Below are 25,868 nucleotides of genomic sequence, written 5' to 3'. Positions count from 1 at the left end.
ACCCTGTGGTGAACGGGCTTGCCCCGCGCTGGAGTGCGCAGCGCTCCCAAGATTTTGGGGGCCGCTGCGCAGCCCAACGCGGGCAAGCCCGCTCGCCACAGGGGCACTCGCTACAAAGAATCACCTCTCCTTGATCGCTCCCCAGCCCAGGCCTACTCTGTGTGCCTGCCCGCGCTGAGCCGCCCACAAGGAAGGCCCCATGTTCGACCACCACACCACACTCAAAAAGCATTTCAGTGCCCTGCGCACCACCGCCGAATTTTTCTCCCTGCGTTACGTGCGCGAGTCCGGCCAGTACCTGTCGGTGCGCAAGAACGTCGCCGAACCGCCGCACCTGAACCACGACGAAGGTGCCATGCTCACCGTGCGTTTGAACGGTGTGGAAACCTACGCCGCGACCCACGATATTTCCCTGCCTGGCCTGCAAGCCGCCCTCGAGCGCGCCGAACAGCAAGCCCGCCTGATAAAACCGCACGCCCTGCTCGACCTGCGCAACCAACCGGTGTCCAGCGATGTCGCCGACTACCTGTCGCCGCACCTCGAGCACGCCTTCCCGTCCTTGAGCGACTGCTACCAACTGCTCGGCGATGAGTCCTCTGCGGTGCCCCAGGACGAGCGCCTGGTGAACTGGGAGGTCAGCCTCGGCCTGACCCACGTCGAGCAGATCTACCTCAACAGTGCCGGCGCCGAACTGCGCCAGGCCCAGCGGTTTGTGTTCCCCGGCGTCAACGTCACGGCCTACGACGGCAACGACAGCCAATCGCGCACCCTCGGCGGCAGTAACTTCGGCCAGCAAGGCGGGTTTGACGTGATCAGCCGTTTCGGCCTGGTGGGCGCCGCGCCGCGCATTGCCGACGAAGCCCTGCAACTGCTGCTGGCGCCCAACACGCCCCAGGGCCCGCGCGACCTGCTGCTGATGCCCGACCAGATGATCCTGCAGATCCACGAGTCCATCGGCCACCCCCTGGAACTCGACCGTATCCTCGGCGACGAGCGCAATTACGCCGGCACCAGTTTTGTGAAGGCCAGCGACTTCGGCCAGCTGCAATACGGTTCCAAGCTGTTGAACGTGACGTTCGACCCGGACATTCCCGAGCAACTGGCCAGCTACGGCCATGACGACGACGGCACCGCCGCCAGCAAGCAATTCCTGATCCGTGAAGGGCTGCTGCTCAAGCCCTTGGGTGGGGCGTTGTCGCAGTTCCGCTCGGGCATGGGCGGCGTGGCCAACAGCCGCGCCAGCAGCTGGAACCGCGCGCCGATCGACCGCATGGCCAACCTGAATATCGAAGCCGGCGATAAGAGCCTGGCGCAACTGATTGGCGGCATCGAAAGCGGCATCCTGATGTCGACTAACCGTTCGTGGTCCATCGACGATGCGCGCAACAAGTTCCAGTTCGGCTGCGAGTGGGCCCAGTTGATTGAAAACGGCGAGCTCAAGGGCGTAGTGAAAAACCCCAACTACCGGGCGATTTCCGCGCAGTTCTGGCGCAACCTCAGCGCCGTGGGCGACGCCAGTACCTTCAAGGTGCTGGGCACGCCGAACTGCGGCAAGGGCGAGCCTAACCAGGTCATCCGCGTCGGCCATGCGTCGCCGGCCTGTGTGTTCAGCAACGTTGACGTATTTGGAGGAGATGCCTGATGAACACCTTCAAGGCATTGGTGCAGTGGCTCAAGCAGGCCATCACCGACAAGGAACAATTTCACCTGGGCTACGCGGCAGAATCGTCCGAGTTCGTGCGCTTCAACCACGCCAAGGTGCGTCAGGCCGGGCACGTGCAGCAGGCCAGCCTCAACCTCAAGCTGATCAGCGATGGCCGCCATGCCGACCTCGGCATCACCCTGGCCGGCGAGCCCGAGCTGGATCGCCAGCGCCTCGCCGACGGCCTGCAGCAATTGCGCGAAACCCTGCCGCTGCTGCCCCATGACCCGTACCTGTTGCTCAACCACAACGCCTGGCAAAGCCACCACGAACAAGCCCGCCCCCTGCCCGATCTGGCCCAGGTGCTGGAAGAAATCAGCCAGGCGGCCGATGGCGTCGACCTGGTCGGCTTCTATGCCGCCGGCCCGATCAGCCGGGGCTTCGCCAGTTCGGACGGCGCGTTTGGCTGGCATCAGGCCAATAGCTTCAACTTCGATTTCAGCCTGTTCCACGCCAATGGCGAGGCGGTAAAAGCCAGCTACGCCGGCGACGCCTGGGACAGCGCCGAGTTCGCCCGGCGCTTCCAGCTCGCCCGCGAACAGCTGGAGTTCCTCGGCCGCCCGCTGCACCCGTTGGCGCCCGGGCAATACCGCGCCTACCTCGCCCCGGCGGCGCTGGAAGAAATCATCAGCATCATCACCTGGGGTGGTTTTTCCGCCCAGGCCATCGCCAGCAAAGGCAGCTCGTTGCAACGGCTGTATGCCGGCGAGCAGTCCTTGAGCCCGCTGGTGACGGTGAAAGAACACATCACGGACTCCCTGAGCCAGGCGTTCTCCAGCGAAGGCTACCCGCGCAGTGACGTCACCCTGATCAACGCCGGCCAGGCCGACGGCCAACTGGTGAACTCCCGCAGCGCCGCCGAATATGGCCTCAGCGCCAACGGCGCCAGCGGCGATGAGTCACCGAGCGCCTTGCAGATTGCGGCGGGCACCCTGGCCCAGGCCGATATCCTCAAGCAACTGGGCAACGGGCTCTACATCAGCAACCTGTGGTACCTGAATTACTCCGACCTGCCCGCCGCACGCCTGACCGGCATGACGCGCTTCGCCACGTTCTGGGTGGAAGACGGCAAGATCAAGGCGCCGGTCAGCACCATGCGTTTTGATGACAGTGTCTACCAGTTGCTCGGTTCGCAACTGGAAGCGCTGACCGCCGAGCGGGAACTGCTGCTGTCGGCCAGCACCTACGGCCAGCGCAATACCGCGTCCAACCTGCTACCGGGTGCCCTGGTTAAACGCCTGACCCTGACCCTGTAGATACACCCCCCCTGTGGGAGCGGGCTTGCCCTCTCCCACCTTGTCCTGTGCTGATTTCAGACATCCCGGTTTCAGCCCTTCCTACCGTAAATTCTCTTCCTACCAGTCTGCACGGGCAGCCTGTTGTCGCCTGCGAAAAACCTCGTTATAACGGTTAGTGGCACCCCGCCACCTCACCCACGAGAGCACGACCTTGCCCGGGAAGGGCAAGCTGGAGCGTTGACATGAACCATGGAAGTTTTGTCATAGAAAAGCTGTTCAAGCACTACAACGTTCATGTTGAGCAGTTGGGAAACGATTCGGAAAAGAAGACCATCCTGATGGTCAATGGCGCACTGTCCACCACACGCTCATTCGCCCGTACCAGTAAATGCCTGGCCGAGCATTTCAATGTGTTGTTGTTCGACCTACCCTTCTCGGGCTATTCCCGCGAACACAACACCGACCTGGATCTGGTGACCAAGGATGACGAGGTGCAAATCCTGCGCGCCCTGGTCGAGCGCTTCCAGGTCAACCACCTGGTCTCGGCCTCCTGGGGCGGTATTTCCACGCTGCTGACCCTGGCGCACAACCCGCCGTCGATCGAAAGCTCGGTGGTGATGGCCCTGGCGCCCAACCTCAACCAGGCCATGCTCGACTATGTGGAGCGCGTGCGGGTGCTGATCGAGGCCGATGACAAATCCGCCGTCGGCCACCTGCTGAACGAGACCGTCGGCAAATACCTGTCGCCGCGCCTCAAGCGCAACAATCATCGGCACCTGTCGAACATGGCCACCACCGAGTACCGCCAGGCGCGCTTTCATATCCACCAGGTCCTGGCCCTGGGTGATGGCAACTACTTGCCGGCACTGCGCCAGATCGAAACCCCGGTGCACTTTCTCAACGGCACGCTGGACGAATACACCCCCGCCGCGGATGCCCAACTGTTCAAGCACTACGTCGGCCGCAGCAGCTTTGCCGTGGCCGAACACACCGGGCATTTACTCGACCTGGAGTCCCGCGAGGCGGCTTTGGCGGTGCACCGTGCGCTGTTGGATTTCCTGGTGGGCGAGCACGCGGCGCTGTCGGATTTAGACGAACCGCCAGTGGGAAAAGGAGCGACGGATGGCGCATAATCGCCAACACATAGCCGGCTAACAAAAAGGTACCCCATGCCAGATCGTGCCCCTCTCGATGCCAAGACCGCCCGCTGGCTCCCCTGGGTGGTCGCGATTGCCTTCTTCATGCAATCGCTGGATGGGACGATTCTCAACACGGCACTGCCGGCCATGGCCCGGGACCTGGCGGAAAACCCGCTGCGCATGCAAGGGGTGGTGATCGCCTACATGCTCACCGTCGCCCTGCTGATCCCGGCCTCGGGCTGGATCGCCGACCGCTTCGGTACCAAGAAAATCTTCTTCGGCGCGATCATGCTGTTCAGCATCGGCTCCTTGCTGTGCGCCCTGTCCAGCAGCCTGACCATGCTGGTGGGCGCGCGGGTCATCCAGGGCCTCGGCGGTGCGCTGATGCTGCCGGTCGGTCGGCTCGTGGTGCTACGTGCCTACCCCCGCTCCGAACTGGTGCGGATCATGGGCTTCATCACCATCCCCGGCCTGCTCGGGCCCTTGCTCGGCCCGACCATGGGCGGCTGGATGGTGCAATACCTGACCTGGCACTGGATTTTCCTGATCAACCTGCCGGTGGGCATGATCGGTTGCTACGCCGTGTGGAAATTCATCCCCGACCTGCGCGGCAGCGAGCGCACACGCTTCGATGGCCTCGGTTTTCTATTGTTCGGCGCAGCGATGGTGCTGATCACCATTGCCATGGAAGGCCTGGGCGAGCTGCACCTGCCGCACCTGCGGGTGATGCTGCTGCTGTTCGGCGGGTTGGCGTGCCTGGCGGCGTACTGGCTGCGCGCCGGGCATATCGATAACCCGCTGTTTTCACCGGCGCTGTTCAAGACCCGCACGTTTGCGGTGGGCATCCTCGGCAACCTGTTCGCGCGCCTGGGCAGCGGTGCCTTGCCGTTCCTGGTGCCGTTGCTGCTGCAAGTGGCCCTGGGGTACTCGCCGTCCCAGGCCGGCATGAGCATGCTGCCCCTGGCGGCAGCGGCGATGTTCGCCAAGTCGGTGGCGCGTCCGTTGATCGAGCGTCTGGGTTATCGCGTGGTGCTGACCGGCAACACCCTGGCCCTGGGCATCATGCTGGCGAGCATGGGCCTGGTCAGCGAGCAGACACCCTACCCGCTGCTGCTGGCCATGCTGGCGGTGCTGGGGGCGATCAACTCGCTGCAATTTACGGCGATGAACACCGTCACCCTGATCGACCTCGATGACGCCCAGGCCAGCAGCGGCAACAGTCTGCTGTCGGTGGTGGCGCAACTGTCCCTGAGCCTGGGGGTGGCCTGTGCCGGTGCATTGCTCGGCGGGTTTACCGCCGAATCGGGCAACGATGGCGTGAGCACGGTGCTCGGCGCGTTCCAGCTGACCTTCCTCACCGTGGGCATCATGGCGATGCTCGCAGCGGCGATCTTCCTGCAACTGTCGCCCAAAGACGGCAAACGGGCGGCCAGCCCGGAACAGCATATCGAGCATTAACCAGCGTCTCGTCTAGAACTTGCGGGGAAATCCTACGAGACTGGTACACTGCGCGACATTTTGTTTTGCAGAGCCAGTCCCGTGACTACCATCGCCACCGCTTTTAATACTTTGCCCCTGTCCGCCGCCATGCTGGCTAACCTCGACTCGCTGGGTTATGTCGAGATGACGCAGATCCAGGCGCAAAGCTTGCCGGTGATCCTCAAGGGGCTGGACCTGATCGCCCAGGCCAAGACCGGCAGCGGCAAGACCGCGGCGTTCGGCATTGGCCTGCTGAACCCGATCAACCCGCGCTACTTCGGCTGCCAGGCCCTGGTGATGTGCCCGACCCGTGAGCTGGCCGACCAGGTCGCCAAGGAAATCCGCCGCCTGGCCCGCGCCGAAGACAACATCAAGGTCCTGACCCTGTGCGGCGGCGTGTCCCTCGGCCCGCAGATCGCTTCCCTGGAGCACGGCGCCCACGTGATCGTCGGCACCCCGGGCCGTATCCAGCAACACCTGCGCAAGGGTTCGCTGGTGCTGGACGGTTTGAACACCCTGATCCTCGACGAAGCCGACCGCATGCTCGACATGGGCTTCTACGACGCCATCGAAGACATCATCAGCAAGACCCCGCCGCGCCGCCAGACCCTGCTGTTCTCGGCCACCTACCCGGTGAGCATCAAGCAGCTGGCGTCGAAGTTCATGCGCGCGCCGCAGCAAGTGAAAGCCGAAGCGTTCCACTCCGACGACCAGATCGAGCAGCGTTTCTACGAGATCTCCCCGGAAGAACGCATGGACGCCGTGACCAAGGTGCTGGCGCATTTCCGCCCGGCCTCCTGCGTGGCGTTCTGCTTCACCAAGCAGCAAGTGCAGGAAACCGTCGACCACCTGACGGCCAAGGGCATTTCCGCCGTCGGCCTGCATGGCGACCTGGAACAGCGCGACCGTGACCAGGTATTGGCGATGTTCGCCAACCGCAGTACCTCGGTGCTGGTGGCCACCGACGTCGCCGCCCGCGGCCTGGACATCGACGCGCTGGACATGGTCATCAACGTCGAACTGGCCCGCGACTCGGAAATCCACATCCACCGCGTGGGCCGTACCGGTCGTGCCGGTGAGACCGGCATCGCCATCAGCCTGGTGGCACCGTCCGAAGCGCATCGCGCCCAGGCCATCGAGCAATTGCAGAAGTCGCCGCTGAACTGGGACCAACTGGACAACCTCAAGCCGCAAAGCGGTGGTCCGCTGCTGCCGGTGATGAGCACCCTGTGCATCGCCGCCGGCCGTAAAGACAAGGTGCGCCCAGGCGACATCCTCGGCGCATTGACCGGCGAAGCCGGCATCCCGGGTGCCCAGGTCGGCAAGATCGCGATCTTCGACTTCCAGGCCTTCGTGGCCGTGGAACGCGGCATCGCCAAGCAGGCGTTGCAGCGCTTGAACGACGGCAAGATCAAAGGCCGCTCGTTGCGTGTGCGGATCCTGTAACACGATCTCCGCACCAATGGAGATCCAATGTGGGAGGGGGCTTGCCCCCGATAGCGGAGTGTCAGTCAATATAGATGTGACTGAACCGCCGCTATCGGGGGCAAGCCCCCTCCCACATTAACTGCATTCCAAATCAGAATTTGTATGAGGACACCGTTTTGCGCTCGACCGAAGTTGTGATCATTGGCGCCGGCGCCGCAGGCTTGATGTGCGCACTGACCGCCGCCGGGCGTGGGCGCAAGGTGATGCTGCTCGACCATGCGAACAAGGCCGGCAAGAAGATCCTGATGTCGGGCGGTGGCCGCTGCAATTTCACCAATATGTACACCGAGCCGGCCAACTTCCTCTCGCACAACGCGCACTTCTGCAAGTCGGCCCTGGCCCGTTACACCCAGTGGGATTTCATCGGCCTGGTGGCCAAGCACGGCGTGCCGTACCACGAGAAGAAACTCGGCCAGCTGTTCTGCGATAACAAATCCAGTGACATCCTCGGCATGCTGCTGGACGAGTGCATCCAGACCGGCGTGAGCCTGCACCTGGACACCTCGATTGAAGAAATCGCCAAGGTCGACAGCGGCTACCAGTTGCAAACCACCTTGGGTGAACTGCGCTGCGAATCCCTGGTGATCGCCACCGGCGGCCTGTCGATCCCGACCCTGGGCGCCAGCGGCTTTGGCTATCAAGTCGCCAGGCAGTTCGGCCATGAGCTGTTGCCGACCCGCGCCGGGCTGGTGCCGTTCACCATCACCGACCAGCTCAAGGACTTGTGTGGCGAGCTGTCCGGGACCTCGGTGGATTGCCTGGTCAGCTGCAACGGCCAGAGCTTTCGCGAGAACCTCCTGTTTACCCATCGCGGCCTCAGCGGCCCGGCGATTCTGCAGATTTCCTCCTACTGGGAGTCCGGCGACACGCTGGAGATCAACCTGCTGCCCGACCACGACGCCCACACCTGGCTGCAACAGCAGCAGGTCGAGCGCCCCAACAGCGAGCTGAAAACCCTGCTGGGTGAAATCTTCACCAAGAAGATGGCCAATCTGCTGGCGGATACCTGGTTCGCGTCCAAGCCGATGAAGCAGTACACCCACGCTGAAGTGGCCGATATCGCGCAAAAACTCTCGAGCTGGCAACTGGTGCCGGCGGGCACCGAGGGCTACCGCACGGCCGAGGTGACCTTGGGTGGGGTGGATACGCGGGAAGTCTCGTCCAAGACCATGGAATCGCTGAAAAGCCCGGGCTTGTACTTTATTGGGGAAGTGCTGGATGTGACCGGGCATCTGGGCGGGTTTAACTTCCAGTGGGCCTGGGCTTCCGGTTACGCGGCCGCGCAGTTTGTTTGACACGACGCAGTAAAAAATGTGGGAGGGGGCTTGCTCCCGATAGCGGTGTATCAGTGATAGATGTTCTGACTGACACACTGCAATCGGGAGCAAGCCCCCTCCCACATTTTGATTTGCGGTATGCCTGGGAATAATTTGCTGCCAGATGTGATCACCACCCTTGCCGTGGCGTCACTGATGGCTCAATTTAGCGGCATCGTCCCGGAAGACTCCAGACTTCATGTCATCGACCTCGTTCAAGCAGTCCATGCGGCGCCTGTGGGCGCTGGATAAATTCAGCTACAGCATCCGGGTGTTTATCGCCCTCACCGGCAGCATGGCGCTGTGCTGGTATCAGGATGAAATGACCCTGCTGATCCCGCTGTTCCTGGGGATTATCGCCAGCGCCCTGGCCGAGACCGACGACAGCTGGCAAGGTCGCCTCAACGCCCTGGCAGTGACGCTGGTGTGTTTCAGCATTGCCGCGCTGTCGGTGGAGCTGCTGTTCCCCTACCCCTGGATTTTCGCCATCTCCCTGGCCCTGGCCACGTTCTGCCTGACCATGCTCGGCGCTTTGGGCGAACGCTATGGTGCGATTGCTTCGGCCACCTTGATTCTGTCGGTCTACACCATGATCGGTGTGGACCAGCGCGGCGGCGCCGTCAGTGATTTCTGGCATGAGCCGTTGCTGCTGGTGGCCGGCGCCGCCTGGTACGGCGCGTTATCGGTGCTGTGGCAGGCGCTGTTCTCCAACCAGCCGGTGCAGCAGAGCCTGGCGCGGTTGTTCCGCGAACTGGGACGTTACCTCAAGCTCAAATCATCGTTGTTCGAACCGATTCGCCAACTGGACGTGGAAGCCCGCCGCCTGGAACTGGCCCAGCAAAACGGCCGGGTGGTGGCGGCGCTGAATGCGGCGAAGGAAATCATCCTGCACCGCGTCGGCAATGGCCGACCCGGCTCGAAGGTCAGTCGCTACCTCAAGCTGTACTTCCTGGCCCAGGACATCCACGAACGCGCCAGCTCCTCTCACTATCCTTACAACGCCCTGGCGGATGCGTTTTTCCACAGCGATGTGCTGTTCCGCTGCCAACGCCTGTTGCGCCAGCAAGGCAAGGCCTGCCAGTCCCTGGCCGAGTCGATCCAGTTGCGTCAGCCGTTCATCTATGACGACAGCTTCGCCGAAGCCCTCGGCGACCTGAACGCCTCCCTGGAACACCTGCGCATCCAGAGCAACCCGGCCTGGCGCGGCCTGCTGCGCTCCTTGCGCGCCCTGGCGGCCAACCTGTCCACCCTCGACCGCCTGCTCGGCGACGCCAGCAACCCCGACGCCCTGGCCGACGCCACCGACAGCAACCTGCTGGACCGCGCCCCACGCAACCTGAAGGAAATGTGGACGCGCCTGCGTACGCAACTGACGCCGACGTCGCTGCTGTTCCGCCATGCGCTGCGCCTGTCCCTGGCACTGACCGTCGGCTACGGCATGCTGCATGCGATCCACGCCTCCCAGGGTTACTGGATCATCCTCACCACGCTGTTTGTTTGCCAACCGAACTACGGTGCCACGCGGCGCAAGCTCGGCCAGCGGATCATCGGCACCGCCATCGGCCTCACCGTGGCGTGGGCGCTGTTCGACCTGTTCCCAAGCCCGCTGGTGCAATCGATGTTCGCCATCGCCGCCGGCCTGGTGTTCTTTATCAACCGCACCACCCGCTACACCCTGGCCACGGCGGCGATCACCCTGATGGTGCTGTTCTGCTTCAACCAGGTGGGCGATGGCTACGGACTGTTCCTGCCACGCCTGTTCGATACCCTGCTCGGCAGCCTGATCGCGGGCCTGGCGGTGTTCCTGTTCCTCCCGGACTGGCAAGGCCGGCGCCTGAACAAAGTGCTGGCCAACACCCTGACCTGCAACAGCATCTACCTGCGCCAGATCATGCAGCAATACGCCGCTGGCAAGAGCGACGACCTGGCCTACCGCCTGGCCCGGCGCAATGCCCACAACGCCGATGCGGCGCTGTCCACCACCTTGGCCAATATGCTGATGGAGCCGGGGCATTTCCGTAAGGAAGCGGACGTGGGCTTCCGCTTCCTGGTGCTGTCGCACACCTTGCTCAGCTACCTGTCGGGGCTCGGAGCACACCGCGAAACCCAACTGCCGGCCGAGGTGCGCGCGCACTTGATCGATGGCGCCGGCAATAGCCTGGCGGCGAGCATTGACGAAATCGCCACCGGGCTGGCGAACAAGCAGCCGATTGCGATTCAGAGCGATGCCGAGGAGGCCCTGGCGGCGGACCTGGAGCAGATGCCGGATGAGATTGATGAAGGGCAGCGGTTGGTGCAGACGCAGTTGGCGTTGATATGCCGGCAATTGGGGCCGTTGCGCACCTTGGCGGCGCATTTGATCAAAGATACCAGCGCGGCTTAGGTCGCTATCGGAGGCAAGCCCCCGATGAGGCCCGCACAGGCCCTACATGCCATGGGCCTTCATCAGCCGCTCATAACTGCCATCCGCCTTCATCCTGGCAATCTCGCGGTCAAAACCGGCAACGATCTGCGCATGCTCAGGGTTCTTCAGGCTGACCAGGATATGCAGGCTGTTTTCGCTCAGCGGCGTGGGCAGAAACTCCACCGCATTGCGCACCCGCACCGACTCGCGCGACAGGTAATAGCGCGCCACATACTCATCCTCCACGGTCAACCGCACCCGCTGCGCCGCCAGCATGCGCACCGCCATGGCGAAGTTATGCACCGGCACTTTCTGCAACTGCCCATCCCCATCGAACGCCGCCGAATAGGCATAACCGCGCACCACGGCAATGGGATAGTCATGCAACTGCTCCAGGTTCTGAAACTCGATGGGATCGTCACGGCGCTTGATGAAACGTACGCGATTGAGCAGGTATTCGCCGGAAAACTGCCCCAATTGTGTACGGGCCTCGTCGTACCAGGCGTTGACCAGCACGTCATAGCGCCCGTCGCCCACCCCCATCAGCGCCCGCGCCCAGGGCACTTGTTCGAAGTCACTGGCATAGCCCGCACGGGCCAAGGCCGTGGTGACTATATCGGTGGCCAGGCCACCGTTGATCAAGGTGGCATCGGTAAACGGTGGCCAGGCATCCGCGACCAGGCGCAGACGCTGTGCGAACACAGGTGTCGCCAGCAACAACACTCCAATCAAAGCAACGGCACGAGACAATCGCGGCATGCTCAAAATCCTTGGCGGCGGGCGGTGGCCTTGGCTCAGGCAGGGCCTGAGGTTCTAACATTAGCTCAGATTACACAAAGAAACGGACGTCGAGAGCACTCAATGATGGCAAATTGATTTCATTCACAAAAATAGTCGATTTAGACAGAGTCGTCCGCCGCGCTTACTATCCAGAACAGACATTCAAGTGAGAACACACCATGACAGTCGATTGGGTCTGTAAACATCACACCGACCTGGGCAAGGAGCAGCTCTACGCCATTTTGCGTTTGCGCGGCGAGGTCTTCGTTGTCGAGCAGAAGTGCGTCTACCAGGATATCGACGGGCAAGACCTGGCGGGCGATACCCATCACCTGATGGCCTGGAAAGACGACGAGCTGGTGGCCTACCTGCGCCTGCTGGACCCGGAGTCCCAGGGCGGCGACGTGGTGATCGGCCGCGTGATCGTGGCGCCGGTTGCACGGGGCGCCGGGCTGGGGCACCAGATGATGGAAGAAACCCTCAGGCAGATTGACGAGATCTGGCCTGAGACGCCGATCTTCCTGTCAGCCCAAGCCCATCTGCAGGGGTATTACGGGCGATATGGGTTTGTGGTGGCGGGTGAGGAATACCTGGAGGATGACATTCCACATATCGGGATGCGGCGCGCTTGAGGCCGCTATCGGGAGCAAGTCGAATCGTCGCACCGCCCCTCCCACATTTGAATGTATTCACCGTTCAAACTGTGGGAGGGGGCTTGCTCCCGATAGCGCCGGCCCAGCCACCGCTGAACTCAGGGATAATCCAGAACCCGCTTGATCTGGCTGAGATTCACCTCGATCCACCCCCGATCAATCGCGCCCCAATCGCGAATCCGATAATGCCCGGCATGGTTGCGGGCCCCATCCTCCTGCTCGAACTCACACACAATATCCAGGTCCGCCAGCGCCGCAATCGTGTCCTGCGCAGTGCGCCGGGGCATGCCGGTGACGTCGGTCAGCGCCGGGACGCTGCTGGCCAGCCCACTGTCGATCAGGTACGCCACGTACAGCCGGCGGTAGAAGCTGCTTTTGGTCTTGCTCACATCCATGGTTGGTCGCCTTGTGCGGTCAGGGCTTGCCCTGCAGGTCGCGATACGTGAGGTACACCCGCAGGTCGAATTCCACCTGGTGGTAGCCGGGCATCATGTAGTCGCAGAGTTTGTAGAACGCTTTGTTGTGGTCCGATTCCTTGAAGTGCGCCAGCTCGTGAACCACGATCATGCGCAGGAACTGCGGCGCGGCCTCTTTGAACAGCGAGGCAATGCGGATCTCTTTTTTGGCTTTGAGGTTGCCGCCCTGCACCCGTGAAATCGTGGTGTGCAGGCCCAGGGCGCGGTGGGTCAGGTCCAGGCGGTTATCGAACAGCACTTTGTCGATGGCCGGCGCGTTGCGCAGGTGTTCCTGCTTCAAGGCCTGGGCATAGGCGTACAGGGCTTTGTCGCTCTGCACCCCATGGCGATCGGGGTAACGCTGCTCCAGGTAGGCGCCCAACTGGTCCTTGGCGATCAGTTGGCGCACTTGCTCCTGGAGGGCAGCGGGGTAGGCCTGGAGGTATTTCAGCGCGGTCATTGGGGTCTGCAACAGGATTCGGATGGGCGCCAGTGTAGCGAATTCAGTGCGTGCGGGCGCGTGACCAGTCGACCACTTCTTCAGCCATCAAGGGCTGCGCCGCCCACGGCCCCTGGATAAACGGGCAACCCTGGGCCTTGAGCCACTGGGCCTGCTCCTGGGTTTCCACGCCCTCGGCCACCACGACCACCTCAAAATGCCTGCACAGCTCGATAATGCTGCGCGCCATCGCCGCGTCCCGCACCGAGCCCGGCAGCCGCGCAACCAATTGCGGATCAAGCTTGAGCGTATCGAAGGCCAGGTCACGCAAATGCGCCAGGGAACACTGTCCCGAACCGAAGTCATCCAGGGCGATACGCACCCCGATACGGCGCAGCAACTTGAGCTGCTTGGCGCCCTCTTCCAGGTTACTCATCAGGCAGTCCTCGCCGATTTCCACCTCCAACTGGTACCCCTCCAGCCCATAGCGATCCAGCATCTGCTGCAGTTGATTCACCAGGTTGGGCATATTGAACTGGCTGCTGCTCAGGCTCACGCTCAGCACCAATTCATCGTCGAACGCGGCCTGCCACGCCTGGCGCTGGGCGGCGATCTGCTGGTAAATCCATGCGCTCAGTTGGCTGATCAGCCGTGCTTCTTCCAGCAAAGGTAAAAACAGCCCCGGCGGCACATCGCCGACGCTGGGGTGCTGCCAGCGCAACAACACCTCAACGCCGCGCAAACGCCCATCCACCAGCGAAACCTGGGGCTGATAGACCAGGGTGAAATCCTTGTTTTGAATCGCTGTACGCACGCTGTCTTCGAGCATCAACCGCGAGCGGGCGCGGCCGTTCATTTCCTGGTCGTAATAGCGATATTGCTGACGGCCGGCGCGCTTGGCTTCATACATGGCGATGTCGGCCGCACGTAGCAAACCACTCAAATCCGCGCCGCAATCCGGGAAGGTGGCAATGCCGATGCTGACGCCGAGCATGACATCCAAACCGTCGACCTGCTGGCACACCGACACGCGTTCGATCAGTTTTTCCGAGATCTTTGCCGCCTGCTCCGGAAACTCCAGCTCCAGCAACGCCGTGAATTCATCGCCGCCCATGCGGCCGATAATGTCGTAGGAACGCAGACAGCCCTGCAATTGCTCCGAGACCCAGCGCAATACACGGTCGCCGGCATCATGGCCCAGAGAATCGTTGACCCGCTTGAAACCGTCGAGGTCCAGGTACAGCAACACCAGGGACTGCTCTGTCCGCTCACTGCGCGATAAGGTGTTTTCCACCGCCTGGTAAAAACCGCGCCGGTTCAGCAGACCGGTCAGCGGGTCGGTCACGGCCTGGAACTCCAGCTGCTGGTGCAAGTGACGCACTTCGGACATATCCAGCACCGTCACCACCATGGCCTTCTGTTCAGCGGGCAGCGGCGCAGAGGACAACGCCACCGGCACCTGCTGGCCGCGGCCGGTGCGCAGGAGCGCATCATGCAGGCGCCAGGTCTCACCGCGGCGGTAGCCGGCGTACATCTGCGATTCCAGCCAGACGGGCACGTGGGGCTTTTGCAGGAAACTCAGGAACTCCTGGCCTTGCAGCTCCTGGATTGTGGCATTGAGCAGGCGCGAAATCGCCGGGTTGGCGTATTCGATCATGCCCTCTTCACTCACCACCAGGATGCCCTCGGCGGCGTTATCCAACACCGACGCATTGAACGCCCGGGCGGACTCCAGGTCATGGCTCAGGCGCTGCAAGGCCCGGCGGTTGCGCTGGTGCTCCAGCAACGCCTGGACCTTGGGCTTGAGGACATGCGGGTCGAAGGGCTTGAACAGGTAGTCGATGGCGCCGCTGGCGTAGCCTTCCAGCACGGCGGCGGGGGATTGAGCGTTGGCGCTCAGAAAGATGATCGGGGTCATGCGCGTGCGCTGGCTGCCGCGCATCAAGCGCGCGACTTCGAAACCGTCCATGCCGGGCATCATCACATCCAGCAGCACCAGGTCGACCTCATGCTGCAGCAGCAACTCCAGGGCTTCCACCCCGGACGCGGCCGTTACCACCACCCAATCATCACGTTGCAGAAGTGCACGCATGCTGATCAGATTTTCCGGGTAGTCATCGACCACCAGAAGAACCGAACTGCCATCGCCATGAGGTGGAACGCATTCCATGCTAGGTCTCTTCCTTGGGTCTACTCCGGTCACTTCTGAGAGAAAACCCGGACAAACATTGAGGCCTCACTCTAGCCCCGGATCCTGAAAATCAGAAGTGACGTGGATGCCATCATTGCGCCAAAGTTCAGTCAGCCGACTAACGGTCAACCTCTACAGCCCACGGTTCATGGGAAACATGGCTTTTTGGCATTCCCTTGGCGCCAATAAATTGCCAGCAAGTGTTTAACAACTGGCCGACCACCGCCTATAAAGAACCTGTCAGGCCCCCGGGCCAAAGCCTTCACCCCCTGTAAAAGGCCAACGCCATGATCGACCTCTCCACTTGGAACCTGAGCATTCCGGTCGGCTCTCCCCCCGCGACCATCGACACACCCAGGCTGCTCAGCGGCTTCAACGACCAATACTTCCAGGCCGAAGGCAGCAACGTGCAATTCTGGACACCCGTCACCGGCACCCGCACCGAAAACGCCGTGTACCCGCGCAGCGAACTGCGCGAAACCTACGCCGACGGCCGCCTGCGCAACTGGACCTACCCCGAAGCCGACAACTTCCTGCGCGCCACCCTCGCGGTCAACCAGGTGCCCTCCAGCGGCAAGATCGTCATCGGTCAGATCCACGCCTACGACAGCCAGAAACCGCTGATCAAGCTCGAATACCAGTTCAAGGAAAAGACCCAGACCGGCAACATCGTCGCCAAGGTGCGCATGCGCCCGGATGAAGATGAAAGCCGCGTGATCATCGTCGCGTCCAATGTGCCGCTGGAGAAAAGCTTTACCTACGTGATCAACCTCAACAAAGCCGGGCTGCTCAGCGTGTACGCCGCCGACAGCGAATGGAACGAGCGCATTGGTGCGGCGTGGGCCGCCAAGCCGCTGTACTTCAAGGCGGGCGCTTATGTGCAGGACAACAGCGGGGACAGCAAGGAAGGCGCGAAGGTGACGTTTGCGAAGTTGGATATTGATCACGAGTGAACGGATCGGCCTCGATTCGAGCAGGCATTGTCCGATGGCGTCAGAGACTATTCCCACCTCTGAACAGCCACGAGCCCTGTAGGAGCCGGGCTTGCCCGCGATGGCGGAGTGTCAGCCACTACTTCCCGCGACTGACACCCCGCCATCCCGCTAAACGACGAGCGCTGTTGCGCCCAGCGTTTATTTTATGATGGCTGTGTATGGGAGACCTTCGGGCCTGCCGGGTTCCTCGTATCCTCGGTCTGCGAACCCGCACACAGCTGCCACCCCGTCATTTCACCCCCTGCACCGAAACTGCCACCGATTACCCGGTGCTGTTAATCGACAGCGACCTCCACGCCTGCCTGCGTGAACGCCTCAACGCCGCCCTTGAAGACCTCAATCTGATCGCCTGCTCCAGCCTGCCGGACTTCGCCGAGCGTGATCTGAATAACGTTGCCAATACCGCAAGCATTCTGGTGCAGGACGTGAGCGATGTCTTTCATGTGATTGAGCGGCGAGGCTTTGATACCCCACCCGCGGGGTAATCAAATCCTAACAACAAGCCTGCAGTAACGCGCAATGCTGTTCACTTAAGGATTGTTGACTAATCCTCAAGCAGCCGGAAAATCCGGAGTTCTTATCAGACTCCGGATTTTTTATGCCTGTTGCTCAGGATTTAAGCGCTGTACTAGATTTTGCTGAGCACTGGTACAGCGCTCCCTGAAAGATCGGCTGGATCTTCGAGGAGTTACCCCCAGTACGGCGTTCACGGCCACGAGGGTAAACCCCAGATACAGGCCAATATCAACGTAGACATTCCATACGCCGCACTTGGTGCCCCCGACTGAACGCTCTAAATTGAGCACCCGCGAAGAAAAACATGTGAACCACAACGACAACCGAATCTTCGGCATATGTGCAACTGGATGTTACCGCCTTGTGTATTAATCAGTATTTTTAGATATCCGCGATGGAGCGAGATGTAGGAAATACCAATCAGAACTATCCGACAACCCCCTACAAAAACACACAAAGACTCAGCTGAAAAACAATACAATTCAAAAAACAGAAATTGACATTCATAATAAGCCCTCATACGGTTTAAGTGCATCGCAAATCTGCGAAGACACCAACACAGAGGAACTATATATGAAACGTGTAATTATAGAACCGACGCTCAACAATCAGTCAAACGACGCGTACCAGACCCCTCACTTCTCAATTAAGACGGTGACTGTACCTCACTACAAATTTATTCCCAACGATGGGGGTAGCGTTATCGAAGCTTCTAATAGCAGAAAGCTAGCGATTAAATAATGATGTACCGCCTGGGCTTCGGCCCAGGCAGCCACTAAAAATGAACCTCACTCATGGGTGGTCAGGCGGCTATGTGTACTGCGAAAAAAAAATGGCTCTCGAACGACATATTTTTAGTGCTTAAAGATGGCGCAGCTTATTTGTGGGACTATAGAAATCACGTCCAATACCAAATAAGCACAAGAGAATTTGAGCGGTTAGTGAGTTTTTCCGCAGGCGATTTCGTATCGGATACAGCTGATGACATATCCATAGACACCTCCGGGGTACTGTATGAAGTGAAACCAGCCGATGAATGGGGCTGGGACGTGCTATCAAAAATATTCCATATTGGGACATCTCACCCGAATTCGCCAACCCCAGACAAGCCTGAAATGTACATTGAATATGCCAAAAGCTACTTAAACTTTTGCAAGTCAATTCATAAAAACGAACCAAATATTTCTTTGATAAAAGGAGGAGAAAAGACATTACTACCACCTCCAAACCTTTCGGCTATTAAAAATAGCGAGTCTTTGGGAGACGCTTTTGGCGCGTCATACCTGCCGAGATTTTTTTGACACTTCAGTATCAATATTATCACTGGCAACCATACTGTATGGAACTTTAGCGGATAAGAAAGAGACCGATTACGACGCTCCGATTGGCGCTCAAAAATTCGGTTTCAGAAGAACATCACCTTCGGCCGGAGGCTTACAAGCGACGGAGGGTTATGTATGGGTGCGAAATGTCGAGGATCTTGCCCCCGGCATTTATCATTATATAAGTGAACAGCATACTCTGGAGAAGGTACGCGACCTTCCGCCTGAAGTAATATCTACTTATTTATGTGGCCAGCACTGGGCAAACAACTTAGCATTCGCAATTTTTTTTACTTCTCGCTTTGACAAGCTTTGGTGGAAATACCCCCACTCCCGCGCCTATCGCCCAATGCTGCTGGACGTTGGACATTTATCACAAACAGCAAATTTATTAATTACGGCGCTTGGCTTACATCCTTGGCTGACCGGTTACTTTCATGACAAAGAAATAAATGAACTTTTAGAGGTCAACCTTCCTTCAGAGCAAGTCATTTTTTTGGTGGGTGCGGGGAATGGAACGGGTAGTTCGTACACCACAGAAGTTAGAGAACTACTCGACGGAATCTAATGAGGGGACTGAGCATGGTCAATGGAGAAAATAATGACATTGTAATACTTGGCCTTAAAGATGGACATGACGGGGCGGTAGCCCTAATTGTGGGGAACCACTTGGAGTTTTCTGTAGAAGCAGAAAAAGATAACGGCCTTCGATTTTCAAGCGTGACACCTGACGCACTACTGAAAGTTTCTCACATGATTAACAAACCCGTGGATATAGTAGCTCAGAGCGGTTGGAGTAGAGGACTGAACTCAGAAAGTGACATCATTGGTGCAGGCTATTCAGGACTAAAGAAGATTATTCATCAAGAACGTTCAATATTTGGTCATAATGTCACTTATTTTTCATCCTCACATGAGCGCTCACACCTTTTATGCGGATACGGGCTTTCACCCTTTCCACAAGGACAGCCTTGCTATGCATTGCTCTGGGAGGGCTATTTCGGTGCATTCTATCGAATTGATGAAAACGTAAACATTACCAAATTAGGTAGTGCACTTGAAAACCCCGGGGACAGATTTGCTTTTTTATATGCGCTCGCAGATCCTACTTTTAATCTTGGAGCGGGACAAATTCGTTTAAGTGATGCAGGCAAACTCATGGCACTTGCCGCTTATGGAGAAAATGGCAATCTTGACGAGGACGCCAGACACATAATAACCACCCTAGTCGACAAGAACATAGACTTTAGAAAGCTTCACAAGCACCATTTCCGTAAAAGTGCATATTACAATATTGGACTCAACAACCCTCGATTTGCATCACTTGCATATCATCTTTCAAACGCAATTTTCAATCTGTTTCGTGATTTTGCACAGCTACTGGTCTTTGATGACGCACCTTTATTAATTGTTGGCGGATGCGGATTAAATTGTGACTGGAACTCAAAATGGAAAGAGACACAACTATTCTCTGATGTATTTATTCCTCCGTGCACAAACGACAGCGGGTCTGCAATTGGAACTGCGATTGATGCATTACTGCATACCAAAGGACTTGCCAAAGTAACTTGGTCACCCTATGCAGGGGAGCTATCACATTCTGACACAGATAACACAGGCACCTTCATTAGTGAACCCTATGAGACGAGACGTGTAGCGCGATTACTTCATGAAGGCTGCATATTAGGTTGGGTGCAGGGCAGATATGAAATGGGTCCTAGAGCACTGGGAAATCGCTCAATATTAGCGGCGCCCTATCCTAGAGAAAATCTCATTAAGTTGAACAAAATCAAGAGGCGCGAAGGATTCCGCCCTATAGCACCGATATGTTTAGAAGAATGTATGGCTGAATATTTCTGCCCGTCTAACCCCTCACCCTACATGCTGGAGTTTCGTAAAGTCATTTCAGCCAGCATTCCGGCGGTGACGCACGTTGATAACTCAGCGCGTCCTCAATCAGTCAATGAATTGCAAAATTTTCGTATACATCAACTGCTAAGCGCCTATCGTGCTATATCAGGAGTCGGCGTACTTTGTAACACCTCCTTAAACTTTAACGGACGCGGCTTTATAAATAGACTTAGCGACTTGTATCGATTCGCCAGTGAACATGAACTCGACGGCTTCGTATTTGAAGACACACTTTTCCTACATTCAGATCGACCTGATGAAAACGTCAAGTAAGCTTATTTGCGTGCAAGCGCTATCCAGCTTCTCACTATGGCTTGATATTTTTTTAATCTTTACGGTTCCCGTTTATCTATGGCATGCCTCTCCTTCATCAATAGCGTTCTTGGCTTTTTGCCTGGGCGCCCCTATGTTGTTTCTAGGTCCTATCGTAGGAACGCTGATAGATCGATATGACGTAAGGAAAACACTAGTATCCGGCGTCTTACTCCGCACACTGTCTACCGTAGGGCTAGCAGTGTCTCCAGATCTTCAGAGCTTTTTGCTTTTCGTCATTTTCAAAGGTGTGTCAAATTTATTTTACTTTCCTTCGATAACCATTATAGTTCGGCAACTGATACATGCCGAGGAGCGCAAATCTTTTTTCAGCCACGTAAGTGTATTTGATCAATCTTCCAAAATTTTTGCGCCGTTACTTGCAGGCTTGTTAACGGCAGCATTATCACCTAAGGATTTATTCTTTTTTTCGGCAGTCGCCGTTTTATTAACCTTCCCACTCCTAAGGTCTATTTGCCTGGCATTCCGAACGCCAATGAATGGCACCGCTACCAACGCCCTGCCACTTTATCGCGACATTACAAGAGGACTCTCTATATTCAATGCCTTGCCCTTTCAACTACGCATAGGTTTTTTGTACTCCCTGCTTACATCGCTGGCTTTAGGAATTTACGACCCACATTTGGCGTCCTTTCTAGCCTATGAAGGTTTACCTCCAGTTAATTTTTCAATAATCGTCTCAGCAACAGCCGGAGGTGCAATATGTGCCGCATTGCTGATGAAATTCAAATTGAGCAATTTCGATGAGATTCTTCTTCGGTCCAGCGCATTAGTTGTTTTCTCTACCGCATTAATCCTGACCGCAGTTTTAGTATTTTTCCAATTACCTGGAAGAGCCTATCTCTATCCATTGGTTTGGTTTTTGAATGGCTTCGGTTATGAAACGCTAATAATATCTTCAAATATAATCCTTCAGCAATTATGCCCTACTGACAATATCGGAAGAGTATCCATGTCTTTCAGAAGCATCCAAATACTATGCGTTATAACGGGACCTTCTTTAGGAACAATGCTAATAATCGCAGGTGGTCGCCCAGCACCTTTTGTTGTGGCTGCGGGCATGGCACTTTTAACTGCATCGCTGTCCATTGCGGTCTATTTATATTTGTACAGAAAACAATCGCACGCACCTGTCAGCTAGTGCAGAATCAAACGATTATCCCGCGAATCTCCTGCCTCTTAAACTTACCTAATCAAAAACAAAAAAAGCCCGCATCGCTGCGGGCTTCTTTTTTAACGCCTGAGGCTTAGTTCACCTTAGCGTTCAACTCACCTTTCAGGTAACGCTGGTACATCGCTTCCAACGAGATCGGCTTGATCTTCGAAGCGTTACCCGCAGTACCGAACGCTTCGTAACGAGCGATACACACATCACGCATCGCGGTCACGGTCGCGCCGAAGAACTTGCGCGGGTCGAACTCACTCGGGTTGGTGGCCATCAGGCGACGCATTGCGCCGGTGGACGCCAGGCGCAGGTCGGTGTCGATATTGACCTTGCGCACGCCGTACTTGATGCCTTCGACGATTTCTTCAACCGGCACGCCGTAGGTTTCTTTGATGTCGCCGCCGTACTGGTTGATGATCGCCAGCCATTCCTGCGGGACCGAGGAAGAACCGTGCATCACCAGGTGGGTGTTAGGGATGCGCTTGTGGATTTCCTTGATGCGGTCGATGGCCAGCACGTCGCCGGTCGGCGGCTTGGTGAACTTGTAGGCGCCGTGGCTGGTGCCGATGGCGATGGCCAGGGCGTCGACCTGGGTCTTCTTGACGAAGTCGGCGGCTTCTTCCGGGTCGGTCAGCATCTGGCTGTGATCCAGCACGCCTTCGGCGCCGATGCCGTCTTCTTCACCGGCCATGCCGGTTTCCAGGGAGCCCAGGCAACCCAGTTCACCTTCAACCGAAACGCCGCAGGCGTGGGCCATGGCCACGGTTTGTTGGGTTACGCGTACGTTGTACTCGTAGTCGGTCGGGGTCTTGCCGTCTTCGCCGAGGGAGCCGTCCATCATCACCGAGCTGAAGCCCAGTTGGATGGAGCGCTGGCACACGTCAGGGCTGGTGCCGTGGTCCTGGTGCATGCACACCGGGATGTGCGGGAATTCTTCGATCGCAGCGAGGATCAGGTGACGCAGGAACGGGGCACCGGCGTATTTGCGCGCACCGGCCGAAGCCTGGACGATCACTGGGGAGTCGGTCTTGTCAGCGGCTTCCATGATGGCGCGCATCTGCTCAAGGTTGTTGACGTTAAAGGCTGGGACGCCGTAGCCGAACTCGGCTGCGTGGTCCAGCATTTGACGCATGCTGATAAGTGCCATTGTGTTGTCTCTCCCGGTCGAGGGTCGTTAATCGTGCAAGCCTGCCGTAGCGGCGGCTGCTATTCAAGTTATTGCAGGTCAGGCTTTGCATGCCTGGCGTGCTGAATCGTTATTGCTGATGTGGGAGGGAGTTTGCCCCCGATGACAGTGGCTCAGTCAGCACATGGGGGTGCTGACAAACCGCTATCGGGGGCAAGCCCCCTCCCACATTTGGATCTCATCAAATTTGAAATCTTATTGGGCCTTGCAGCCGCGCCCGATCAAATCGTCGGTGGCAACCCAGTAAACCAGGCCTTCCTCACCTTTTGTGTGAAACGCCAACTGGTCGTTGCTGTACAGCACGCCCGAGGCGGCAACGTCCTGTTTGAGGCGATAAACCTGGTCGGAACCGCCGAGGCGTACATCCACCTCACTGCGGGCCTGGTTGGCGAAGCGCCAGTTGACCTCGGCCTTGCTGTCACAGGTCCAGGTGGTCCACTTATCGGCAGGCTGTGCCTTGTTGAACATGTTCATGCTGCTGCAACCGGCCAGTAGGGCCAGGGCTGCCAGGGCGAAAACGCCTTTCATTGCCAATCCTCGCAGCGGGGCCAAAGGCCGCCGATGCCGTCGGTTAGTTGATCAGACCCGTCAAGGGCAACCCTGTTCCTGACCGTTGGGCGCGGAGTCGTATTTCTCCAGCCGTTCGTTGCCGATGCGCTTGTTGATCACCGGCATGGTCTCGGCTTGCCAGTCAGCCTGGTAGCAGCTTTTTTTCTGCTCCGTGGCAGGTTTGCCTGCCGCCGGCGCTGCGCTTGGCGTGCTGCCGCAGCCGGCCAACAGGCCCACCGCGATCAGCATTGCCAACGACTTGATCATGGGAATACTCCTTTTCCGGATCACGAGCCTTAGCCTTTGGCCCGGGTTTCCAGCACTTCAACGGCGGGCAGGACTTTGCCTTCGACGAATTCAAGGAATGCACCGCCACCGGTAGAAATGTAGGAGATCTGGTCGGCAACACCATATTTATCGATGGCCGCCAGGGTGTCGCCGCCGCCGGCGATGGAGAATGCCGAGCTGTCTGCGATGGCCTTGGCCAGCACTTTGGTGCCATTGCCGAACTGGTCGAACTCGAACACGCCGACCGGACCGTTCCACAGGATGGTCTGGGAGGCTTTCAGCAGCTCTGCGAAGTTGGCTGCAGTTTGCGGGCCGATGTCCAGAATCATGTCGTCGGCGGCCACGTCGGCGATGAGCTTGACGGTGGCTTCGGCGGTTTCAGCGAACTCCTTGGCAACCACCACGTCCACCGGCAACGGCACGCTGACCTTGGCGGCAATGGCACGGGCGGTGTCGAGCAGGTCCGGCTCGTAAAGGGACTTGCCCACCGGGTGGCCTGCTGCCGCCAGGAAGGTATTGGCAATGCCGCCGCCAACGATCAACTGGTTGCAGATCTGGCTCAGGCTATTGAGCACGTCCAACTTGGTGGACACCTTGGAGCCGGCAACTATGGCCGCCATCGGTTGGGCCGGAGCGCCCAGGGCCTTGCCCAGTGCCTCCAGTTCAGCCGCCAGCAATGGGCCGGCAGCCGCCACCTTGGCGAACTTGGCCACGCCGTGGGTCGAACCCTCGGCACGGTGGGCGGTGCCGAACGCGTCCATCACGAACACGTCGCACAGGGCGGCGTATTGCTGGGCCAGTTCGTCGCTGTTCTTTTTCTCGCCTTTGTTGAAGCGCACGTTTTCGAACAGCACGATGTCGCCAGGCTTAACGTCGACGCCGCCCAGGTAGTCAGCCACCAACGGCACGTCACGGCCCAGGGCCTTGCTCAGGTAGTCGGCTACCGGCTTGAGGCTGTTTTCGGCGGAGAACTCACCTTCGGTCGGGCGACCCAGGTGGGAGCAGACCATCACGGCCGCGCCTTTTTCCAGGGCCAGCTTGATGGTCGGCAGCGAGGCCAGGATTCGCGCATCGCTGGTGACAACACCGTCCTTGACGGGGACGTTGAGGTCTTCGCGAATCAGTACGCGCTTACCTTGCAGATCGAGGTCGGTCATCTTCAACACGGTCATGGGTGGCAGTTCCTGAATTACTGTTGAGGTTGTTTAGAGGCGATATGCAGATAATGTTCCGCAACATCCAGCATTCGATTGGCAAAGCCCCATTCGTTGTCGAACCAGGCCAGGATGTTCACCAGCCTCGGGCCGGAAACGCGGGTCTGGCTGGCATCGACAATCGCCGAATGCGGGTCATGGTTGAAATCACAACTGGCGTGGGGCAACTCGGTGTAGGCCAGCAAGCCTTTGAGCGGGCCGCGGGTGGCGGCGTCGCGCAGGATCCGGTTGACCTCCGTCGCATCCGTATCGCTGACGGTTTGCATGGTGATGTCCAGGCAGGACACGTTCACCGTCGGCACCCGTACGGCTTTGGCCTGGATTCGCCCGGCAAGTTCCGGCAGCAGGCGTTCGATGCCGCGCGCCAGACCGGTGGATACCGGAATCACCGACTGGAACGCCGAGCGCGTGCGGCGCAGGTCTTCATGGTGATAGGCGTCGATCACCGGCTGGTCGTTCATCGCCGAGTGGATGGTGGTGATCGACACGTAGTCCAGGCCGATCGCCTGATCCAGCAGGCGCAACAGCGGCACGCTGCAGTTGGTGGTGCAGGAGGCGTTGGACACCAGCAGCTCACTGCCGGTCAGGCAATCCTGGTTGATGCCGTAGACGATGGTGGCGTCGACATCCGCCTCGCTGGCCATCGGCTGGGAAAACAGCACACGCGGTGCGCCGGCGTCGAGGAAACGCTGGCCATCGGCACGGGTGTGATAGGCACCGGAGCATTCCAACACCAGGTCGACGCCCAGCGCCGCCCAGTCGATGCCCTCGGGGGTGGCACTGCGCAACACTTTCACGCAGTCGCCGTTGATATGCAGACAATCGCCTTCGACCCGCACTTCGCCGGGAAAGCGGCCGTGGGTGGAGTCAAAGCGTGTCAGGTATTCGATGCTGGCCATGTCGGCCAGGTCGTTGATCGCGACAATTTCAAACCCGGCTGCCGCCCCTCGCTCGAACAGAGCACGCAAGACGCAACGACCAATGCGGCCGTAGCCGTTGAGTGCAACTTTGTAAGGACGCGGTTGGGGCATGGGGTTCTCGATCAAGGTTAGTTCGGTGTTGAATGTTCTGACGCTATCGCGGGCAAGCCCGCTCCCACATCAGA

At 58.7% G+C, this 25,868-nt stretch carries 23 protein-coding genes; 14 read left to right on the top strand and 9 right to left on the bottom strand.

The window, feature by feature from the left end; translation table 11 throughout:
* Positions 1 to 199 precede the first annotated feature (199 nt).
* The 7 genes from BB029_RS02850 (at position 200) to yccS (ending at position 10,745) form a co-directional block, all read left to right on the top strand.
* Complete coding sequence (locus BB029_RS02850; RefSeq protein ID WP_065938171.1) at positions 200 to 1,642, top strand: TldD/PmbA family protein; 1,443 nt, start codon at positions 200 to 202, stop codon at positions 1,640 to 1,642.
* Entirely contained in the window at positions 1,642 to 2,958 is a 1,317-nt protein-coding gene (locus BB029_RS02845; RefSeq protein WP_065938170.1) for a TldD/PmbA family protein, read from the top strand. Before BB029_RS02850 ends, BB029_RS02845 begins: the two co-directional genes overlap by 1 nt.
* A 224-nt stretch (positions 2,959 to 3,182) precedes the next feature.
* On the top strand, positions 3,183 to 4,073 hold the full coding sequence (locus BB029_RS02840; protein WP_065938169.1) for an alpha/beta fold hydrolase: 891 nt from the start codon (positions 3,183 to 3,185) through the stop codon (positions 4,071 to 4,073).
* 36 nt (positions 4,074 to 4,109) lie between these two features.
* The gene (gene mdtD, locus BB029_RS02835; protein ID WP_065938168.1) at positions 4,110 to 5,537 is read left to right on the top strand and encodes a multidrug transporter subunit MdtD; all 1,428 of its coding nucleotides are present in this window, start codon (positions 4,110 to 4,112) and stop codon (positions 5,535 to 5,537) included.
* 129 nt (positions 5,538 to 5,666) lie between these two features.
* Positions 5,667 to 7,004 carry an ATP-dependent RNA helicase DbpA gene (gene dbpA, locus BB029_RS02830; protein ID WP_235865629.1) on the top strand — a complete coding sequence of 446 codons (1,338 nt, stop codon included), beginning with the start codon at positions 5,667 to 5,669 and terminating at the stop codon, positions 7,002 to 7,004.
* Between the two features lie 158 nt (positions 7,005 to 7,162).
* Entirely contained in the window at positions 7,163 to 8,341 is a 1,179-nt protein-coding gene (locus BB029_RS02825) for an NAD(P)/FAD-dependent oxidoreductase (protein WP_065938167.1), read from the top strand.
* 220 nt (positions 8,342 to 8,561) lie between these two features.
* Entirely contained in the window at positions 8,562 to 10,745 is a 2,184-nt protein-coding gene (gene yccS, locus BB029_RS02820) for a YccS family putative transporter (RefSeq protein WP_065938166.1), read from the top strand.
* Positions 10,746 to 10,787: 42 nt separating this feature from the next.
* On the opposite strand, the gene BB029_RS02815 is transcribed toward yccS, so the two are convergent.
* A complete protein-coding gene (locus BB029_RS02815; protein WP_065938165.1) occupies positions 10,788 to 11,525 on the bottom strand; it encodes an ABC transporter substrate-binding protein in 738 nt (245 codons plus the stop codon).
* Positions 11,526 to 11,725: 200 nt separating this feature from the next.
* Here BB029_RS02815 and BB029_RS02810 point away from each other — a divergent pair, with 200 nt between their 5' ends.
* On the top strand, positions 11,726 to 12,178 hold the full coding sequence (locus BB029_RS02810) for a GNAT family N-acetyltransferase (RefSeq protein ID WP_065938164.1): 453 nt from the start codon (positions 11,726 to 11,728) through the stop codon (positions 12,176 to 12,178).
* A gap of 119 nt (positions 12,179 to 12,297) precedes the next feature.
* Here the strand turns inward: BB029_RS02810 and BB029_RS02805 are convergent, their stop codons facing one another.
* From BB029_RS02805 to BB029_RS02795, 3 genes are read right to left on the bottom strand one after another with little or no spacing between them, the layout of a single operon-like run.
* The gene (locus BB029_RS02805; protein WP_053128093.1) at positions 12,298 to 12,594 is read right to left on the bottom strand and encodes a helix-turn-helix domain-containing protein; all 297 of its coding nucleotides are present in this window, start codon (positions 12,592 to 12,594) and stop codon (positions 12,298 to 12,300) included.
* Positions 12,595 to 12,613: 19 nt separating this feature from the next.
* Positions 12,614 to 13,114, bottom strand: coding sequence for a M48 family metallopeptidase (locus tag BB029_RS02800; RefSeq protein ID WP_065925484.1), 501 nt, complete (start codon positions 13,112 to 13,114; stop codon positions 12,614 to 12,616).
* Positions 13,115 to 13,157: 43 nt separating this feature from the next.
* Complete coding sequence (locus tag BB029_RS02795) at positions 13,158 to 15,263, bottom strand: bifunctional diguanylate cyclase/phosphodiesterase (RefSeq protein ID WP_065938163.1); 2,106 nt, start codon at positions 15,261 to 15,263, stop codon at positions 13,158 to 13,160.
* A 308-nt stretch (positions 15,264 to 15,571) separates the two neighbouring features.
* On the opposite strand from BB029_RS02795, the gene BB029_RS02790 reads away from it, so the two are divergent.
* The 6 genes from BB029_RS02790 (at position 15,572) to BB029_RS31755 (ending at position 21,502) form a co-directional block, all read left to right on the top strand.
* Entirely contained in the window at positions 15,572 to 16,237 is a 666-nt protein-coding gene (locus BB029_RS02790; RefSeq protein WP_065925486.1) for a polysaccharide lyase family 7 protein, read from the top strand.
* A gap of 200 nt (positions 16,238 to 16,437) precedes the next feature.
* Positions 16,438 to 16,764, top strand: coding sequence for a fructose-bisphosphate aldolase (locus BB029_RS02785; RefSeq protein ID WP_065938162.1), 327 nt, complete (start codon positions 16,438 to 16,440; stop codon positions 16,762 to 16,764).
* An 825-nt stretch (positions 16,765 to 17,589) separates the two neighbouring features.
* Positions 17,590 to 18,096, top strand: a complete 507-nt coding sequence (locus BB029_RS32705) for a hypothetical protein (protein ID WP_141696502.1) — start codon at positions 17,590 to 17,592, stop codon at positions 18,094 to 18,096.
* A complete protein-coding gene (locus tag BB029_RS31765) occupies positions 18,065 to 18,685 on the top strand; it encodes a SagB family peptide dehydrogenase (RefSeq protein WP_168166792.1) in 621 nt (206 codons plus the stop codon). Before BB029_RS32705 ends, BB029_RS31765 begins: the two co-directional genes overlap by 32 nt.
* Positions 18,686 to 18,699: 14 nt before the next feature.
* Positions 18,700 to 20,301, top strand: a complete 1,602-nt coding sequence (locus BB029_RS31760) for a carbamoyltransferase C-terminal domain-containing protein (RefSeq protein WP_218188791.1) — start codon at positions 18,700 to 18,702, stop codon at positions 20,299 to 20,301.
* Complete coding sequence (locus BB029_RS31755) at positions 20,285 to 21,502, top strand: MFS transporter (protein WP_256558119.1); 1,218 nt, start codon at positions 20,285 to 20,287, stop codon at positions 21,500 to 21,502. Before BB029_RS31760 ends, BB029_RS31755 begins: the two co-directional genes overlap by 17 nt.
* A 106-nt stretch (positions 21,503 to 21,608) precedes the next feature.
* Here the strand turns inward: BB029_RS31755 and fba are convergent, their stop codons facing one another.
* From fba to epd, 5 genes are all read right to left on the bottom strand, one after another.
* Complete coding sequence (fba, locus tag BB029_RS02780) at positions 21,609 to 22,673, bottom strand: class II fructose-bisphosphate aldolase (RefSeq protein WP_003177554.1); 1,065 nt, start codon at positions 22,671 to 22,673, stop codon at positions 21,609 to 21,611.
* Positions 22,674 to 22,907: 234 nt separating this feature from the next.
* A complete protein-coding gene (locus BB029_RS02775) occupies positions 22,908 to 23,240 on the bottom strand; it encodes an MliC family protein (protein WP_065938161.1) in 333 nt (110 codons plus the stop codon).
* A gap of 60 nt (positions 23,241 to 23,300) precedes the next feature.
* Entirely contained in the window at positions 23,301 to 23,528 is a 228-nt protein-coding gene (locus BB029_RS02770) for a hypothetical protein (RefSeq protein ID WP_065938160.1), read from the bottom strand.
* 29 nt (positions 23,529 to 23,557) lie between these two features.
* Positions 23,558 to 24,721, bottom strand: coding sequence for a phosphoglycerate kinase (locus tag BB029_RS02765; protein WP_027606038.1), 1,164 nt, complete (start codon positions 24,719 to 24,721; stop codon positions 23,558 to 23,560).
* 17 nt (positions 24,722 to 24,738) lie between these two features.
* Complete coding sequence (gene epd / locus BB029_RS02760; protein WP_065938159.1) at positions 24,739 to 25,794, bottom strand: erythrose-4-phosphate dehydrogenase; 1,056 nt, start codon at positions 25,792 to 25,794, stop codon at positions 24,739 to 24,741.
* Positions 25,795 to 25,868: the final 74 nt, after the last annotated feature.

The organism is Pseudomonas sp. S3E12 (genome assembly GCF_001702295.1).
In the GTDB taxonomy this organism is placed as follows: Bacteria; Pseudomonadota; Gammaproteobacteria; order Pseudomonadales; family Pseudomonadaceae; genus Aquipseudomonas; species Aquipseudomonas marginalis.
This window is presented reverse-complemented; position numbering and strand designations above follow the sequence as displayed.